This is a genomic window from Planctomycetota bacterium, from assembly GCA_016125255.1.
In the GTDB taxonomy this organism is placed as follows: Bacteria; Planctomycetota; Phycisphaerae; order Phycisphaerales; family Zrk34; genus RI-421.
This window is the reverse complement of record WGMD01000009.1, coordinates 184,318-199,752: the sequence shown is the minus strand read 5'-3', so window position 1 is coordinate 199,752 and position 15,435 is coordinate 184,318. Positions and strand designations below refer to the sequence as shown.

12 protein-coding genes and 1 pseudogene are annotated in these 15,435 nt (G+C 62.5%); 7 read left to right on the top strand and 6 right to left on the bottom strand.

Going from position 1 to position 15,435, the window contains the following annotated elements; all coding sequences use genetic code 11:
* Positions 1-74: 74 nt before the first annotated feature.
* A complete protein-coding gene (locus GC162_09555; GenBank protein MBI1368883.1) occupies positions 75-1,160 on the bottom strand; it encodes a hypothetical protein in 1,086 nt (361 codons plus the stop codon).
* Positions 1,161-1,365: 205 nt separating this feature from the next.
* On the opposite strand from GC162_09555, the gene GC162_09550 reads away from it, so the two are divergent.
* A complete protein-coding gene (locus GC162_09550; GenBank protein ID MBI1368882.1) occupies positions 1,366-2,019 on the top strand; it encodes a redox-sensing transcriptional repressor Rex in 654 nt (217 codons plus the stop codon).
* 83 nt (positions 2,020-2,102) lie between these two features.
* Here the strand turns inward: GC162_09550 and GC162_09545 are convergent, their stop codons facing one another.
* On the bottom strand, positions 2,103-2,951 hold the full coding sequence (locus GC162_09545; protein MBI1368881.1) for a pantoate--beta-alanine ligase: 849 nt from the start codon (positions 2,949-2,951) through the stop codon (positions 2,103-2,105).
* 59 nt (positions 2,952-3,010) lie between these two features.
* The gene (locus tag GC162_09540) at positions 3,011-4,090 is read right to left on the bottom strand and encodes a glycosyltransferase (protein MBI1368880.1); all 1,080 of its coding nucleotides are present in this window, start codon (positions 4,088-4,090) and stop codon (positions 3,011-3,013) included.
* Between the two features lie 129 nt (positions 4,091-4,219).
* Between GC162_09540 and GC162_09535 the strand changes: the two are divergent.
* The 6 genes and pseudogenes from GC162_09535 (at position 4,220) to GC162_09510 (ending at position 10,561) form a co-directional block, all read left to right on the top strand.
* A pseudogene (locus GC162_09535) lies at positions 4,220-4,473 on the top strand (type II toxin-antitoxin system HicA family toxin).
* Positions 4,473-4,685: a type II toxin-antitoxin system HicB family antitoxin gene (locus GC162_09530; GenBank protein MBI1368879.1), complete on the top strand. Its 213-nt coding sequence runs from the start codon at positions 4,473-4,475 to the stop codon at positions 4,683-4,685. Before GC162_09535 ends, GC162_09530 begins: the two are co-directional and overlap by 1 nt.
* Positions 4,686-4,851: 166 nt before the next feature.
* Entirely contained in the window at positions 4,852-7,365 is a 2,514-nt protein-coding gene (gene gyrB / locus GC162_09525) for a DNA topoisomerase (ATP-hydrolyzing) subunit B (protein MBI1368878.1), read from the top strand.
* Between the two features lie 16 nt (positions 7,366-7,381).
* Positions 7,382-8,320, top strand: coding sequence for a hypothetical protein (locus GC162_09520; protein ID MBI1368877.1), 939 nt, complete (start codon positions 7,382-7,384; stop codon positions 8,318-8,320).
* A 345-nt stretch (positions 8,321-8,665) separates the two neighbouring features.
* Positions 8,666-9,553, top strand: a complete 888-nt coding sequence (locus GC162_09515; protein ID MBI1368876.1) for an alpha/beta hydrolase fold domain-containing protein — start codon at positions 8,666-8,668, stop codon at positions 9,551-9,553.
* Positions 9,554-9,661: 108 nt separating this feature from the next.
* Positions 9,662-10,561 carry an alpha/beta hydrolase fold domain-containing protein gene (locus GC162_09510; GenBank protein MBI1368875.1) on the top strand — a complete coding sequence of 300 codons (900 nt, stop codon included), beginning with the start codon at positions 9,662-9,664 and terminating at the stop codon, positions 10,559-10,561.
* An 8-nt stretch (positions 10,562-10,569) separates the two neighbouring features.
* Here the strand turns inward: GC162_09510 and GC162_09505 are convergent, their stop codons facing one another.
* Genes GC162_09505 through GC162_09495 form a run of 3 tightly spaced genes read right to left on the bottom strand, consistent with a single transcriptional unit; the run spans position 10,570 to position 15,282 of the window.
* Entirely contained in the window at positions 10,570-11,724 is a 1,155-nt protein-coding gene (locus GC162_09505; GenBank protein ID MBI1368874.1) for an osmoprotectant NAGGN system M42 family peptidase, read from the bottom strand.
* Between the two features lie 18 nt (positions 11,725-11,742).
* Complete coding sequence (ngg, locus tag GC162_09500; GenBank protein ID MBI1368873.1) at positions 11,743-13,488, bottom strand: N-acetylglutaminylglutamine synthetase; 1,746 nt, start codon at positions 13,486-13,488, stop codon at positions 11,743-11,745.
* 21 nt (positions 13,489-13,509) lie between these two features.
* Complete coding sequence (locus GC162_09495; GenBank protein ID MBI1368872.1) at positions 13,510-15,282, bottom strand: N-acetylglutaminylglutamine amidotransferase; 1,773 nt, start codon at positions 15,280-15,282, stop codon at positions 13,510-13,512.
* Positions 15,283-15,435 lie beyond the last annotated feature (153 nt).

Sequence of the window (15,435 nt, the reverse complement as noted above, 5' to 3'; positions counted from 1 at the left end):
TCCGGAGCTTCGGCGGCGCCTGAGCCCGCGGCTTGTTTGGATTTGTGTTTGAACCCCGATCCCCGATCCCCGACTCACCCGCCGATCTTCAGTTCTTCGGGAGCGATGCCGATGGCGGAGGTCGAAAGGATGCCCGGCTTGTTCTTGTCGCCGACCCAGTCGAGGGTGGCGAGCAGGAGCGCGGCGAAGTTGCCGCCCTTGGCGGGCGCGCTCAGTTCAGGCCCCGCGGCGTGGGCGGGGTCGAGCGTCTTGAGCGAATACTTGAAGATTTCCTCCACCGCATCAACGACGTCGAGGCAGGCGGGAACCAGCTCCGCGTCGACCTTCTTGGCCTGAAGCGCGGTGGCGACGACGAGCAGGTACTTACCGCTGATGGCGGTCAGGCGATGCAGCGGCTTGGCGACATTGTTGCCGACCGCCTGCTGCACGACGAGGCGGGTGTACAGATTCAAAAGCCCCTGCTTGTCCGCCCGCAGCCCGCCGGTGATCTGCTTCGACGCCGCCGCCACGCGCTGATCGAGAATGTCCAGGAGCGTGTCCTGCGCTTCGACGATCGTCAGCGCGCCAAGCGCCCGGTACATCTGCTCGAGCACCACGTCCGACGTTTCGCCCGGCATCGCCTTCTTCATCGCCGCCAGCAAGGCGTCCTGCTGGGCCTGCGTGAAGAGCGACTGCCCCGGCTGGGCGAAGCGCGACAGCTCGGCGATGGACTTGGCGGCCCAGTAGCGGTTGGCCTGATTCGCATCGGTCAACGACGCGATGATCAGCTTGTCCGAAGCGCTCGTCGGCAGTTCGGCCACGACGATCAGTGCGTTCATGCGCACGACCGGATCCTTGGCGCTGGAACATTTATTGAGCATCGCCGCCGCCGCGCTGGCCAGTGCATCCTTCACGACGTCGCTCGTCGGTGGCGCCACCGCGCGGAAAGGACCGAGCAGCCGGTCGCGCGCCTCGGCGATCGCATCCGGCGACTCGCCGCGGCAAAGCACATCCGACCAGTACTTGGCGTACGTTTCGATCTTCTCCGTCTGCTGAGGCGACAGCGGGCCCGGCGCGGTGAGAATATCGTCGCTCAGACCCTGACGCTGCGCGAAGACGGAGATGGAAAAGACAAACAACCACATGGCGACCGCGCACGTGGTCAGGCGATTTGAATCCATCCGGCCTCGATTGAGCATCCACGGCTCCGACGCAGCATTAGGGGAAGACCGCCCGGGCGCTCGCCGGTGCGGTGTGAGCGGGGCAACCTTATCAAACATCCGTGTTCCATGTCAAGCGAATCGCTCCACAACCCGCTGACACATTTTAGCTTGCAACTCGCTTGCCGTCCTTGACCATCGGCGGATGCGTCCGTATCTTTCGCCCATGAGTCGCCATCGCTCGGACGTGCCCAATCCCGCGGTCCGCCGCCTGAGTCTGTACCTGAGGCAGCTCGAGCAGCTTCAGGCGCATCAGGTCGCCACCGTGTCCAGCCACAACCTCGCCCAATCGCTGGGCCTCACCGATGCGCAGGTCCGCAAGGACCTGGCCTACTTCGGGCAGTTCGGGCGTCCGGGCGTCGGCTACGAGGTCATCCCCCTCATCCACCGCCTGCGCACCATCTTCGGCACCGACCGCATCAGCCCCACCCTCCTCATCGGGGCCGGCAACCTCGGCAAGGCCGTCGCCGCCTACCAGGGCTTCCGCTCAAAGGGCTTCGACCTCGTGGCCGTGTTCGATTCGGACCCGCGCAAGGTCGGCAAGAAGGTCGGCAAGCTGCCGGTGAGGCCGATGAACGAATTGGCCCAGACGGTGGCGCGGGAGCATGTGCGGCTCGCCATCGTGGCCGTCCCCGCTGAGGCGGCGCAGGATGTCGTCGCCAAACTCGCCGATGTCGGCATCCGCGGCATCCTCAACTTCGCGCCGATTCAGCTTCAGACCCCCGCCGGCATGAGCGTCCGCAATCTCGACGTCGCCGCCGAACTCGAACAACTCAGCTTCGTCACCACCGGCGGCGAAATCGCCCCTCCCGCCGACTGATTGTCTTCATGTTTAGCAGCGGGGCACCGCCCCGCGCTTCAATTGGCGATGGGGTGATGTCGCGAAGTGGTGACATCAATCCACTACCGCGACCCCGCAACGACCCGATTATCAATCAGCCGCGTCGTCCCCACGCGCCCCGCCACCAGACACACCACCGGCGCCAGTTCCACATTCACCACATCCAATACCGCCAGCGTCCGCGCGCTGCGCACCGCCGCGTAATCCACCGCCACATGATGCGCCTGCATCTGCATCCGCATCGCCGACTCGATCGACGCCGGGTCCAGCACGCCGTCGCGGATCATCGTCTCCGCCTCCGCCAGTGCTTTGCTCAAGGACAGCGCCGCCGGGCGTTGCTCGCTCGTCAAATAAACATTTCGGCTCGACAGCGCCAGCCCGTCCGCCTCGCGCACCGTCGGCGCCGCTTCGATCCGGACCGGCAGGCAAAGCCCCGCCGTCATCGCCTCGATGACCTTGAGCTGCTGATAGTCCTTCATGCCGAACACCGCCGTGCGCGGCTGCACGATCGAGAACAGCTTCGCCACCACGCGGCACACGCCCACAAAATGCCCCGGCCGCGCGACCCCCTCCAGCACCGCGCTCATCGCCGGCACGTCGACCGTGACCTCCAGTTCGTCCGCCGGATACATCACATCCACCGTCGGGCAGAACGCCAGATCGACCCCCGCCGTGCGGCACATGGCAAGGTCCCGTTCGATCGGCCGCGGGTACCGCGCCAGATCCTCATGAGGCCCGAACTGCGTCGGGTTCACGAAGATGGACACCACCACCTGTTTGCTAAGCATCTTCGCCCGCTTGACCAGCGCCATGTGCCCCGCGTGCAGCGCCCCCATCGTCGGCACCAACGCCACCTCGCCCAAGGTCCCAACGGCGTCGCGCGTTTCGTCAATCGTGTGCGTGATCAGCATAAATATCTCATGCAAGGCGGGGGGACTTAAGTCCCCCCGCCTCCGAAAGTCAAGGCGCGTCATTTCACAAACGGAATATTCTCCGGCGTCGTCATCTGGCGATACCGCTGGAGCGTACCCGTGACGAACTTCGACGCCGGGTGATGCGTCTGGACGTACTCGCGCGCCGCGCGGCCCATGTCGATCATGCGCCCCGGCTCGCGCACCAGTTCCAGCAGGCAAGCCGCCCAGTCGTCGGCCGTCGGCTTCGTCAACAGCCGCGCACACTCGCCCTTGTGCAGATAATCCAGATACGGGTCGTCGATGCTGATCACCGGCCGCCCCGCCGCCATCGCCTCCAGCACCAGCGACCGCACCGAGCCCAGCGGCTGCGGCTGAATCACCGCGTCCGCCTGCACCAACAGCGCCCGGCTGCCCGGCTCGAACGGCACGATGCTCACCTGCTCCAGCAGGCCCAGCTTCTCCGCCGCCTTCCATAGAAGATGCTGATCCGAGGCGACGGTGTAGAAAAAGTACATCGCCTGCTCGAACTGATCGCGCACTTTCGCCATGCCTTCCAGCAGCGATTGATAATGCCCGTCCGCCCGGCCGTCGCCGACGACGAGGCAACTCAGCGCGTGCGTCGGATCCGACAGCGGACCGCGCTCGATGTCGCTCATGTAGATGCCGACGGGGACCAAGTCGATGCTGGCGCTTTGGCCGAGACTCGTGCGGCAGGCCTCGACCAGCGCGGGCGTGGCGGCGAGATAAGCCGTCGGCGGGCCGTCCGCGTGCGGCTTGAGCATCTGCGCTTCCGCCTTGCTCCACACGCTCACCACCAGCGGCACCTCCAACGTCGCCGCCATCCGCCGGCCCACCGTCTGCAACGACCCGTCCATCACATGAATCAGGTCCAGGTCGATATCCTTCATCGTCAGTGCGACGCGCGTCAACTGAAGGTCGCGCCAGAAGCGCCATCGGCTCCCCCCGTACCACAGCCGATCCCCCGCCATGCTCTGCATCTCCTCCGGCTCGCTGTACCACTCCGGCAGAACCCGCACCACCCCGACCTGCTCATCGACGAGCCCCACCACGAGCCGCCGCAGCGTCGTCAACTCCTGCATCAACCACAATGGATCCGCCACCAGCGCGACTTTCATCACCCCAGTTTAGCGACGCCGCATCAAACATGCCCACCCCCGCCCCGTTTAGCGACGCCGCTCGCGGTGTGCGTGGCATTCGCCAAGACGCAATTGCGAAATGCGTCGACGAAGTGTACGGTTTGTCACATGGGCAAATGGGACAAGCTTCTTGACCAGATTCTTCGCGGCGCAAGCGATGCGAATATCTTGTTTGACGATCTTTGCGGCCTTCTGGAACGTCTTGGTTTTGAGCGCAGCACCGCGGCAGCCACAATATCTTCCGCCGTGAAGGTGTTGCCGAAAAGCCCAATCTGCAAAAACAGGGAAATCACCCCAAGGTGTACCAGGTGCGACAGGTCCGGGATATCATTGTGAAGAACAAACTCGGAGACAAGCTCTGATGGACAAATATGAAGTCATCATCTACTGGAGCGCCGAGGATCAGGTCTTCGTGGCCGAGATTCCTGAATTGCCCGGCTGTGTTGCCCACGGCGACTCGCAGGAACAGGCGCTGGCCAACGCCAAAGACGCCGCGCAGTTGTGGATCGACACCGCCAAACAGCACGGTGACCCGATCCCCACCCCCAAAGGCCGGCGACTGCTTTTCGCTTAAGTTCAACCCATCCCCCCGCCCAGTTGAGCGACGCCGCTCGCGGCGTGCTTCGCCTCCCCTTCGCTGGCCTTGCACCGCCCCTTCTGCTAAAATACCCATCTGTCAAAACCCCCTTGTTTTCAAGGGCCTTTTTGCCTTCCGAACTGCCAACTGAGGCGCCTATTTCATGGACGAAACCAAGCCCAAGACCCCCGCCGCAGCCGGCGATTACACCGAAGATTCCATCAAAGTGCTCGAGGGCCTCGCCGCCGTGCGCAAGCGGCCCGCCATGTACGTCGGCGGCACCGACGCACGCGGCATGCATCACCTGGTCTGGGAAGTCGTCGACAACGCCATCGACGAAGCCCTCGCCGGACACTGCGATGAAATCCACGTCACCATCAACCCCGACGAGTCGATCACCTGCGTCGACAACGGCCGCGGCATCCCCGTCGGACCCTACAAGCACGAGAACCCCCAGCTCAACGGCAAGCCCACCGTCGAAATCGTCATGACGATCCTCCACGCCGGCGGCAAGTTCGACTCAAACTCCTACAAGGTCTCCGGCGGACTGCACGGCGTGGGCGTCTCCTGCGTCAATGCCCTTTCCGAATGGCTCGAAGTCGAAGTCGCCCGCGATGGCAAGCTCTACAGCATGGGATTCGAGCGCGGCGTCCCCACCGACCCGCTCAAAGTCATCGGCGAATCCACCACGCGCGGCACGAAAATCTCCTGGCGGCCCGACAAGGAAATCTTCGGCGACATCAAGCACACCTACGAAACCATCTCCGGCCGACTCCGCGAGCGCGCCTACCTCAACCCCGGCATCAAGATCGTCGTCGCCGACGCACGACCCGGCGGCAAAACCGAAACCTTCCAGTTCAATGACGGCATCGTCGAAATGGTCCGCCATCAGACCGAGAGCAAAACCTCGCTCCACGAACCCGTTTACATCAAGACCGACGCCAACGACGGCGCCCTCGTCGTCGAAATCGCCCTCCGCTACGTCGATTCCTACAACGAAGTCATCACGACTTTCGCCAACAACATCAACACCGTCGACGGCGGAACGCACCTGTCCGGCTTCAAAACCGCGCTGACCCGCACGCTCAACAACTACGCCAAAAACTCCGGCCTCCTCAAAGGCGACTCCGCCCCGTCCGGCGATGACTGGCGCGAAGGCATCGTGGCCGTCATCAGCGTGAAGATCCCCAACCCGCAGTTCGAAGGCCAGACCAAGGGCAAGCTGCTCAACGGGGAAGTCGAAGGCATGGTGAACACGGCCGTGGGCGAGTCGCTGGGGGCGTGGTGCGAGGAGCATCCGACCGATGCCAAGCGCATCTGCTCCAAGGCGATTCTCGCCGCCCAGGCCCGCGAGGCCGCCCGCAAGGCGCGCGAATTGACCCGCCGCAAGGGCGCTCTCGATTCGCAGGGCCTGCCCGGCAAACTCGCCGACTGCACCAGCAAGGACGTCGATCGCTCCGAAATGTACATCGTCGAAGGCGACTCCGCCGGCGGCTCCGCCAAGGGCGGACGCGACCGCGAGTACCAGGCGATCCTCCCGCTCAAGGGCAAGATTCTGAACGTGGAAAAAGCCCGGCTCGACAAGATCCTCGGCTTCGAGGAAATCCGCGTCATCATTCAAGCCCTCCGCTGCGGCATCGGTGAAGAATTCGACATCAGTAAGCTCCGCTACGGCAAGATCATCATCATGACCGACGCCGACGTGGACGGTTCGCACATCCGCACGCTGCTCTTGACCTTCTTCTTCCGCCAGATGTCCGACCTGATCAAACAGAACCGCGTCTACATCGCCCAGCCCCCCCTGTATCTGGCGAGCCGGGGCAAGAAGCATGAATACGTCCTCAACGAGCGCAAGCTTTTCAACACGCTCACCGACCTGGGTCTCGACGGCACCGAACTGATTTTGCGCGACGACACTGGCAAGGAACTCAAGCGCCTCGCCGGCGAAGAGCTTCGCCGCGTCATCAATATGCTCGCCCAGCTTGATGAACTGGCGACGATCGTCGAACGCCGCGGCGTTCCCTTCGTCGATTTCCTCACGATGCGCAACGACGACCCCGAAAAAACCGGCCGCCTCCCCCGCTTCCGCGTCCTCGTCGGTGGTGACAATCTGTTTTTCTGGAACGAGAAGGACGAGATGGCCGCGCTGAAAGAGCGCGGCGTCGCCATCGACCCCTTGACCAGCGAAGCGTATCAACTCACCAGCAAGGGCGACCGCATCGCCATCCCCCGCCAGGAACTTCACGAAGTCAAGGAACTCGAAAAGCTCCTGCCCCAGCTCGCCGCCGTCGGCCTGCCCATCGAAGACTACGCCCTCACACAAGAGATCAGCGTCAGCGGCGAAAAACTCCCCACGCGCTACGCCCTCTCGACCAACCACGGCTCCGGCGAAGCGACGCTCGTCGACGTCCCCAACATCGCCTCCGTCATCGAATCCGTCCACACCATCGGCCGCAGCGGCATGGAGATCAAGCGCTTCAAAGGACTGGGCGAAATGGACGCCGAACAGCTTTGGGAAACCACGATGAACCCCGCCAACCGCACGCTCCTCCGCGTCACATGGGACGCCGCCAGCGAAGCGGAGAAGTTGTTCACCATCCTCATGGGCGAAAACGTCGAACAACGCCGCAAATTCATCGAAGACCACGCGCTGGAAGTGAAGAATCTCGACGTGTGAATTCCGGGAGCCCGTGATGCATACCCTTGTTGCTATTGCCTTCAAAACTTTGGCGCAGACTACAGACGCCGCAGCAAACAATCATGAAGTTATCAATCTGGAGTTCTGGCAGACACTCTTTGTCGCATTGGCTTCCGCTCTTATAGGTTCTTTAGGCAGTTTCGTCCTATACGTATTGAAGAGAAAAAACGCGCCGCGTAAAGAAATTTCCTACGAAATTGACATCAGTAATACTGCGCCCAAAGTTGATGCGAGCTTAGAGGACAAAGTCGCGATCACATTTAACGGCCGCATGGTTGAAGGGCTTTCTCTTATCAAATGTGACATGATTAATTCCGGTAATCAACTGATTAATAGCTTACATCTTCGTTTCGCGGTTCCCGATAAGAATCAGATTATCGAAAGCTATTTAGAACCAAATCCGCAGGAAGAAGTCGGTTTAACAACAGACGATGATCCTAGCTCGAAGCCTAACGAACGCAAATATTCCATCTCATATCTTGAACCGGGAACAAGACTAGGGTTTCGATTCATTGCTGTAGGCGATTCGCCTCCACTCTTGGAAATGTATCCTCGCAGTCCCGAAGGTGATGTGAAACTCGTTCAACGTCTTGTTCGAATTGAATTGGATGAGCTTGCAAAGGCGAAATCTTTTGTTTCACTATTCTTGCTTTACATCCTTGTAATTCCTATCTTTCAAGAGATTTCTCGGTGGATAATGCCCGCCGGTATCTTTGTTACAGCAATGCGATTAACCCTCGTTGTGATGATGTTGCCGTTTGCTCGACAATTCGCTCATGTCGCAGTTGGCGCTCTTGGAAGTCTCCGCAAGATTAAATTTGGGCACCAAGTGAATGTTTCGGGCAATGCTGACATTGGGGATGTAATAATCACGGAGCGAGATTCTCATGTCCATGCGCCCAAAGTGTCACGAGAGCCCATTCGATTTTCGTAACGATGACAGTGACGTAGGGCAGGTCATTGACCTGCCTCTTCTATCTGAGAAGACGGCAGGTGAATCACCTGCCCTACGCCGGGTGCCGCGGCTTGGCTTTGCAAGCCGCGGCACCCGTTCCAATGCGGCAGGAGAATGAGAAGCCCCTCCGGGGGCGCGGCGAGCGTTCTGCTTTTGGTTTTTCGCATCCAGGAGGTGTCAGAGGGCGGAACGCCCTCTGACGCAAGTCATCCAAGATATCCGGGGCTTTCTGCTTCGCGAAGCGCTACGCAGAACGGAGTCGGCGGCCCTCAGCCCTCGGCTTTATAGTTACAATAGGCTGATCCACTTTCGACGGAGGCACACATGTTTCATCGCGCGGTGAAGGTCGTCATGGCGGGACTCGTGTTGATGGCGATGGTGAGCAATGCGCGAGCCGTCGAGCGCGTCGAGCACAAGGACATCGAGTACGGCAACGTCGACGGGCATTCGCTCAAGCTCGATCTGTATTTGCCGAAGGACGCCAAGGGCGAGCCGCTGGTGGTATGGATTCACGGCGGAGGGTGGCGGCAGGGAAGCAAGAGCGGCGTGCCGATTCTTTATCTGGTCGATCATGGATACGCGGTGGCGTCGGTCGAATATCGCTTCTCGCAGGTGGCGATTTTCCCGGCCCAGATTCACGACTGCAAAGCGGCGATCCGGTTCCTGCGGGCCGGTGCCGACAAGTATGGGTATGACGCCAAGCGCATCGGCGTCGCCGGCGGATCGGCGGGCGGACATCTTGTCGCCATGCTCGGGACCACCGCCGACGTGAAGGAAGTCGAAGGCGATGTCGGCGGCAATCTCGATCAGTCGAGCCGCGTGCAGGCGGTCGTCGATCTGTACGGCCCGACGGACTTCATCAACTTCCTCCAGGAAACCGGCGACCCGACCAAAGCCCGCGCCTCCGTCTCGCTCAACCAACTTTTCGGCGGACCGCCCGATGAGCACGCCGCCCTCGCCAAACTCGCCAGCCCCCTCTTGTTCGTTTCGCCTGATGACGCGCCGACGTTGATCCTGCACGGCGAGAAGGATCCGATCGTGCCGCTTAAGCAGAGCACCGACTTTGACGCGGCGCTGCGCAAGGCGGGCGTGCCCTGCGAACTGGTCGTCGTGCCGGGGGCCGGTCACGGGGGCAAGGAATTCGGCGCGCCCGAACTTCAGCGGAAAATCCTCGAATTCTTCGATAAATACGTCAAGAGCGACGGCAAGTAGGATCATGCGTCATTGCCCGCGCGGGTTCCGGGGCTTCGCTGCGCTCAGCCCGCGGCTTGGATGCGATCGAATGCAACCGGTGCGCGACCTCATCGGTAGACTCCCGGTATGAGACACATCATGCGATCGATGCTTCGTGCGCTGGTTCTGCTTTCGCTCGCGTCCGCGCCGCTGCTCGGGGCGGACCCGAAGATCGATGCGGTGCGGATCGAGAAGGACGCGGTGTACGCCACCGTGAACGGGCGGGCGCTGCATGTCGATCTGTACGTGCCGCAGTTCAAGGGACCGGCCAAGCCGCCGCTCGTCGTCTGGATTCACGGCGGCGGCTGGGTCGGCGGGAACAAGGCCAACCCACCGCTCATGTTCATGGTCAACCAGGGCTTCGCCCTCGCGTCCGTCGAATATCGCTTCTCGAACGTGGCGATCTACCCGGCCCAGATTCACGACTGCAAGGCGGCGATCCGCTTCCTCCGCGCCAGTGCCGACAAGTACGGCTATGACCCGAAGCGCATCGGCGCCGTCGGCGCCTCGGCGGGCGGACATCTTGTCGCGCTGCTCGGGGTCGGACACGGCGAAAAGGCGCTCGAAGGCGATGAAGGGGATTGCCTGGATCAATCGTCGGATGTGCAGGCGGTCTGCGACGCGCTGGGGCCGACGGATTTGCTGCACTACGAAGATTGCCTGCTCAAGGCGGCCGCGGATGATCTGATCAACAAGCTGCTCGGCGGCATGCCCGCACAGAAGCCCGACCTGGCCAAACTCGCCAGTCCGCTCTATTTCGTCGATCCCACCGATCCGCCCTTTCTGATCATTCACGGTCGAATCGATCCGCTCGTCCCTGTCTCCCAAGCCCAACGTCTGCACGACGCCCTCCGCCGCGCCGGCGTCAAAAGCGATCTGCTCATCGACCCCCTCGGCGGCCATGGCAATCACATCTTCGACGACGGCTCCGCCTTCAAACGCATCACGCAATTCTTCGACGAAAACCTCCGAAAAGACCGCCGCTGATGCGTCCGCTAGCTTTCGGAGCGGATCCACCGGCTCTGCTCCTGATGCGCTTCCTCCACGCCCGGCTGCTCGGGGAATCCCTCCAGCGATCCAAGCTCGCGCTGATCGCGCGCCGCCGTCGGACCCGATTGCATGTACAGCGTCAAAAGCGTGGTGACGCTCGACAGCGCATCCATGTGCGTGCGCTCGTAACCATGCGACGCGTCGACGCCGAACGTGATCAGCGCGGTGCGAATGTCGTTGCCCGCCTCGATGGCGCTGGCGGCGTCGCAGCGGTAGTGCCGCATGACGTCGCGCTGGTGCAGCACGTCATGCTGCTCGCAGAGATTCAGGAGCTTCTGCGTCAGGTGGTAGTCGAACGGCCCGCTCATGTCCATCATGGCGACGGTCACGCCGAACTCGCTGGCGTTCTGCTCGGGGCCGGGCGTGCCGTTGTCGACGGCGACCAACTCGGCGATGTCGCCGTGAAGCACCGCCGACGCGCCGGAGCCGACTTCCTCGAAGATCGTGAACAGCGCGTGACAATCCAGCGGCAGTTCGACGCCGCTGCGCTGCACCGCTTCGAGCGCCGCCAACACGCACGCCGCACCGGCTTTGTCATCGATGTGCCGCGCATTGATGAAGCCATTCTCGACCTCCGGCCGGGCGTCGACGGCGACATAGTCCCCCACGCGCAGTCCCAGATGAAACAGCTCCTGATCGTTCTCGCATGGGTGATCGACGCGCAGCTCCAGATTGTCCCAGCTCGCGATCTGCGTTTCGACCTGTTCGTTGTAGATATGCCCCGACGCCTTGAGCGGCAGCATCGTCCCGCGATACGAGCCGCGCGGCGTGATGACCGTCACGCGCGCCCCCTCGGCGAATCGCGCCGGCCATGTCCCGATCGGCGACACGCCCATTCGCCCGTTCGGCTTGAGCCAGCGCACCATCGCGCCCAGCGTATCCAGATGCGACACAATCGCCCGGCTTGGCGAATTCGTCCTGCCCTTGAGGTTCGCGCGGATCGCGCCGCGGCGCGTGATCTCGTGCGCGATGCCCAGCGATTCGAGTTCCTTCCCGACACAGCGCACGACCTCATCGGTGTATCCCGACGGGCTGGGGATCTCCAGCAATTTGAGCAGCGTGCGCGTCAGGTACTCGGAGTCGATGGGGATTTTGTTCATGAAACCTCGGCATAAAAGTCAGGAAGCGATCGCACTGTTGGGGAACAGCAGATCGATGAATCGCTCGGCGGTTGGTTGGGGTTCGTGGTTCGCGAGGCCCGGCCGCTCGTTGGCCTCGATGATCACATACTCGGATTCGCTCGGGGATTTGACGAGCAGATCAAGCCCGACGACTGGGATCGCCAATGCCCGCGCCGCTTCGATCGACGCGGCGGCGAGGTCGGGGTGCAGGTCGGCGGTCACATCATGAATCGTCCCGCCTGTGTGCAGGTTCGCGGTCTTGCGAACGATCAGCGTTTCGTCGACAGCCAGGACATCGCCCATGTCGCGCCCCGCTGTTTTGATGCAGCGGCGCGTCTCGTCATCGATCGGCACGCGGCTCTCGCCATCGGTGGCGGCGGCGCGGCGGCGGTTGTACATCTCGATGAGTTGCCCAACCGTGTGCTTGCCCGTACCGACGATCTGGGCCGGCCGGCGCACCGCGGCGGCGACGACCTTCTCGCCGATGACGACCACGCGCAGGTCCTCGCCTTCGACGAACTGCTCGAGCAACACTTCGTCGCATACCGACTTCGCCGCCGTGATGGCGTCTTCGATTTCGCCCATGTCCGATAGGTCCACGCGGATGCCCGCCCCCTGTTCGCCCCGCGCGGGTTTGACGACGAGGCGCTGATGCTGCGACAGGAATGTCTCGTGCGTGTCGCGCTCGCCGGCGGTGCACTGGGCGGGGACGCGCAGCTTGGCGCGCTCAAGCACGCGTCGCGTCACGCGCTTGTCATCGCACCGGCTCATCGCCACGGCCGTGGTCAATTCGCTGAGCGATTCGCGGCAGCGGACGGAGCGGCCGCCGAAATGCAGGTGAAAATAGCCCACTTCCGCGTCTTCGACCTCGACGACGATCCCCCGCCGGCGGGCTTCATCGACAATAATCTTTGCATAAGGGTTCAACTGTTCCGGGGGCGCGGGGGCGATGAAGAGCGGTTCGTTGATGGGGTTTTTGTGCTTGACGCAGAAGGCGGGCATACGGACGAAGCCAAGCTTTTCGTAGAGACGGATCGCCAGACGATTGTCGTGCATGACGGAAAGGTCGATGTACGTGCGCTCGCGCGCCAGAAAATGCTCGATCACGTGACGCACCAGCGATTCGCCGATGCCGGGGGCGAACACCTGCGCATCGACGGCGAGGCACCAGAGACTCGCGCCGTTTTCGGGATCGTCGAACGCTTCGACATGATCAACCGCGCTGACGGCGCCGATGATCTGCCCATCGACCGGCTGCTCGGCGACGAGGTGAAGATACAGACGGCGATTGGCATCATCGCGCATGACCCAGTCGGGATCGAGCTTGACCATCCCGCGGGAGGCATAGATGCGATTGACCTGCTCGACATCCCGGCGGGAGCGCAGGCGGCGGATGATCATGCCGTGCGTCTGCCGCTGCGTCGGGCGGTAGTTGTTGGACCAGAGCCGATAGGTGTGCGACGGATCGAGAAAAAGCCGCTGCGGCGCGAGCGAGAGCACGACGTGCGGGTCGCGCACATACAGCGCGATGTCGCGTTGGTGCGGCTCCTCGTCGCATAGCGCGGCGGCGAGCGACTCGGCGGAGTCATAAGTATGCGCGAACAGCAGACGGCCCCAGCCCATGGGCAGCGCGACATTGGCGCGCATCCGGGCATGATCCGGCGCGGGGGCGTCCTCCCAATGGCGCTGCGTCGGGCCGGCGAGACGATCGAGGCGAAGACCGGTGGAGGCGCGTCGGGGCATGGGTCGAATCCTTCCGTGAATTCACTTCTGATGAGTCTGAAGCCACCACTCCAGCAGGGCGATCTGCCAGAGCTTGGAGCCGCGCAGCGGCGTGATGTGCTCGTCGGGGGCGGCGAGAAGCGTGTTCACGTAGTCGTGATTGAACAGGCCGCGCTTCCGGGCCGCCGGGTCGGTGAGCACTTCGCGCACTTTTTCGAGAAATTCGCCGCGCAGGTACTTGAGCGCCGGCATCGGAAAGTAGCCCTTTTCCCGGTCGATCACGTCATGGGGGATCACCTTCCGGGCCGCGTCCTTGAGCACGCCCTTGCCGTCGGAAGCGATCTTGAGCTGCGGCGGGATGCGGCCGGCGAGTTCGACCAGTTCGTGATCGAGAAAGGGCACGCGAGCTTCGAGGCCCCACGCCATCGTCATGTTGTCGACGCGCTTGACGGGGTCGTCCACGAGCATGATCGTCGTGTCGAGGCGCAGGGCCTTGTCGATCGGTGCGTCCGCGCCGGACTGCGCGAAATGCTCCGCCACGAACGCGCGCGAGAAGTCGTCGTCCGCATATTCGGCGCTGACGGCCTTGATGTAGTCCTCGTGATGGCGGTCGAAGAACACGCGCGCGTAATCCGTCACAGCGTCCTTGCTCGCCGCCATCGAGGGGTACCAGTGATAGCCCGCGAAGACTTCGTCGGCCCCCTGCCCGCTCTGCACAACCTTGACATGCTTGGCGACTTCCTGCGAAAGGAGGTAGAAGCCGATCACATCGTGACTGACCATCGGTTCGCTCATCGCTTCGATGCAGCGGGGCAAAAGTTCCATCGCCTGCGGGGACTCGACGGCAATGCGGTGATGCTCCGTGCCGAAGTGCCTGGCGATCAGGTCGGAATACTTGAACTCGTTGCCGGCCTCGCCGTTGACGGACTCGAAGCCGATCGAGAACGTGTTGAGATGCTGCTGGCCGGACTCGGCGAGGAGGCCCACGACGAGACTCGAATCAAGCCCGCCCGACAGCAGGACGCCGACGGGGACATCGGCGATGAATCGGCGTTTGACCGAGCGGCGCAGCGTATCGAGGATCAGTTCCTGCCAATCCGCCGCGGTGAGTTTGGCGTCTTCTTCGCGCCGGTTGAACTGTGGATGCCAATAGGTTTTGGACTTCGCCTGCCCGCTGGATTCGATCGTCATAATCGTCGCGGGGGGCAGTTTGCGCACACCTTTGAACATCGTGTACGGCGCGGGGACGACGGCGTGGAAGGTCATGTAATGATGCAGCGCGATCGGGTCGATCGACGTATCGACATCGCCCGCGGCGATCATGGCGGGCAAGGTCGACGCGAAGCGCAGCCGCTGCGGCGTCAGTTCGTAGTACAGCGGCTTGATGCCCAGCCGATCGCGCCCGAGGACGACGCGGCCGGTCTTCTGATCCCAGATGGCGAAGGCGAACATGCCATTGAGCTGTTCGACGAACGACTCGCCCCAAGCGTGATACGCCTTGAGCAGCACTTCGGTGTCGCCTTCGGAAAAGAAGTGGTACCCGAGGCGGTAGAGCTCGCGTTTCAGTTCGCGGTAGTTGTAGATTTCGCCGTTGTAGACGATCCCGAGGCCGAGTTTCTTGTCGATCATCGGTTGATCGGACTTGGGGGAGAGGTCGATGATGGCGAGTCGTCGATGTCCGAAGATGGAGCCGTTGTGCCGGTAGAGTCCCTCGGCGTCGGGGCCTCGGGGCGTGAGTCGTCGATTCATTTCGCCGACGACATCCGTCGCCGGCGGCAGGCCGTCAAATGCCACTTCACCGCAAATGCCACACACTTGGGTCGAGCTCCTTGGTTTTGAATGGGGGAAAACGAATGATGAGGGGAACCGGGGACGATCATACGACGATCACGCGGCGATGGCCGGCCGTGAAAGTCATCCGTATCGGCATCGTAACGGCCCGATCGGGTCGATCCACCTTGCACTGGC

Excerpts from the sequence above, each read along its gene's own strand:
- GC162_09555 (MBI1368883.1), bottom strand. The coding sequence starts at position 1,160 with ATGGATTCAAATCGCCTGACCACGTGCGCGGTCGCCATGTGGTTGTTT.
- GC162_09550 (MBI1368882.1), top strand. The coding sequence starts at position 1,366 with ATGAGTCGCCATCGCTCGGACGTGCCCAATCCCGCGGTCCGCCGCCTG.
- GC162_09545 (MBI1368881.1), bottom strand. The coding sequence starts at position 2,951 with ATGCTGATCACGCACACGATTGACGAAACGCGCGACGCCGTTGGGACC.
- GC162_09540 (MBI1368880.1), bottom strand. The coding sequence starts at position 4,090 with ATGAAAGTCGCGCTGGTGGCGGATCCATTGTGGTTGATGCAGGAGTTG.
- GC162_09530 (MBI1368879.1), top strand. The coding sequence starts at position 4,473 with ATGGACAAATATGAAGTCATCATCTACTGGAGCGCCGAGGATCAGGTC.
- gyrB (MBI1368878.1), top strand. The coding sequence starts at position 4,852 with ATGGACGAAACCAAGCCCAAGACCCCCGCCGCAGCCGGCGATTACACC.
- GC162_09520 (MBI1368877.1), top strand. The coding sequence starts at position 7,382 with ATGCATACCCTTGTTGCTATTGCCTTCAAAACTTTGGCGCAGACTACA.
- GC162_09515 (MBI1368876.1), top strand. The coding sequence starts at position 8,666 with ATGTTTCATCGCGCGGTGAAGGTCGTCATGGCGGGACTCGTGTTGATG.
- GC162_09510 (MBI1368875.1), top strand. The coding sequence starts at position 9,662 with ATGAGACACATCATGCGATCGATGCTTCGTGCGCTGGTTCTGCTTTCG.
- GC162_09505 (MBI1368874.1), bottom strand. The coding sequence starts at position 11,724 with ATGAACAAAATCCCCATCGACTCCGAGTACCTGACGCGCACGCTGCTC.
- ngg (MBI1368873.1), bottom strand. The coding sequence starts at position 13,488 with ATGCCCCGACGCGCCTCCACCGGTCTTCGCCTCGATCGTCTCGCCGGC.